2 protein-coding genes are annotated in these 650 nt (G+C 46.6%); both read right to left on the bottom strand.

Annotation, left to right across the window (positions count from 1 at the left end):
* A partial coding sequence (locus tag FBD94_RS25860; RefSeq protein ID WP_205945943.1) for a hypothetical protein occupies positions 1 to 338 on the bottom strand: 338 nt, incomplete at its 3' end.
* Positions 339 to 469: 131 nt separating this feature from the next.
* Positions 470 to 650, bottom strand: a 181-nt coding sequence (locus FBD94_RS26095) for a hypothetical protein (RefSeq protein ID WP_169472420.1), incomplete at its 5' end; no start/stop codon positions are given.

Genomic DNA, 650 nt, shown 5'->3' with positions numbered 1-650 from the left:
GCCTTCAATGCGATCGCATCTGTTGCAGTATTAAGTGCCGACTGGTCCGCCTTCAATGCAAGTCCAGCCGTAACCGCCGTTTGATCAGCTTTTGAAGCCAACCCAGCGGTAACATCTACCGTATTTGCTTTTGATGCTAGTCCGTTGGTAAGATCAGTTGTATTAGCTTTCAATGCGATCGCATCAGTAGCAGTATTAAGTGCCGACTGGTCTGCCTTTAATGCAAGTCCAGCCGTAACCGCTGTTTGATCAGCTTTTGATGCCAACCCAGCAGTAACATCTGCCGTATTTGCTTTTGATGCTAGTCCGTTGGTAAGATCCGTTGTGTTTGCTTTCAATGCGATTGCACCAGTGTGGCAGCATTAAGTGCACTTTGATCAGCTTTCAATGCCATAGCATTCGTAGCAGCAGTAAGTGCCGTGGTCCGCTTTAGATGCCAATCCAGTAGTAAGATCTGTTGTGTTTGCTTTTAAAAGGCTAACCCAGCAGTAAGATCCGTAGTATTTGCTTTCAATGCAATAGCATCCGTAGCACTACTAAGTGCAGACTGGTCTGCCTTTAATGCAAGTCCAGCCGTAACCGCCGTTTGATCAGCTTTTGAAGCCAACCCAGCGGTAACATCTACCGTATTTGCTTTTGATGCTAGTCCG

Source organism: Pedobacter hiemivivus, from assembly GCF_005144565.1.
Taxonomy (GTDB): domain Bacteria; phylum Bacteroidota; class Bacteroidia; order Sphingobacteriales; family Sphingobacteriaceae; genus Pedobacter; species Pedobacter hiemivivus.
The sequence above is the reverse complement of the archived record's forward strand: the minus strand, read 5'-3'. Positions and strand labels throughout refer to the sequence as shown.